Genomic DNA, 442 nt, shown 5'->3' on the forward strand with positions numbered 1-442 from the left:
AAAGATGCAAGTGCTTCTACTAATAATTATGATGAAGAAGCCGGTACGGTCTCTTTCACATATTATGAAACAGGCACATCAACGATCGAAATTCTAGATGGTGTTTTTTCTTTCGATGACGCTGGTGCTCTGAATATTTCAGATAACACCACTGGCATAGACTACTCTGGTTCAGACCAAACTGCGACTGACGCCGTACAAGAAGCTATCAGTAAAGCCAATGAAGCAAATGGTATCAATGGCTACGTTCAAATCTTGGACACCAACAATGGTGGTGTAAAGAATGATGTGGGTGAACTACGTTTGAAATTGTCTGACAGCAGCACAGGGGCAACAGTAGACAGTATCGCATCAGGAAAGGTAACCGTTGACTTAATCTACCAAGTAGATGAAAACACCGAGCAAGAAGCGAATGGTTCAGGTAACAACGCTTATATTAGTC

The 442-nt window shown here is 41.9% G+C and carries 1 pseudogene; it reads left to right on the forward strand.

Annotated elements, in window-relative coordinates:
- Positions 1–442, forward strand: a pseudogene (locus tag AB4486_RS24200) (hypothetical protein); the annotation flags it as partial.

The organism is Vibrio sp. 10N.222.55.C6 (assembly GCF_041473395.1).
GTDB classification, from domain to species: domain Bacteria; phylum Pseudomonadota; class Gammaproteobacteria; order Enterobacterales; family Vibrionaceae; genus Vibrio; species Vibrio crassostreae_C.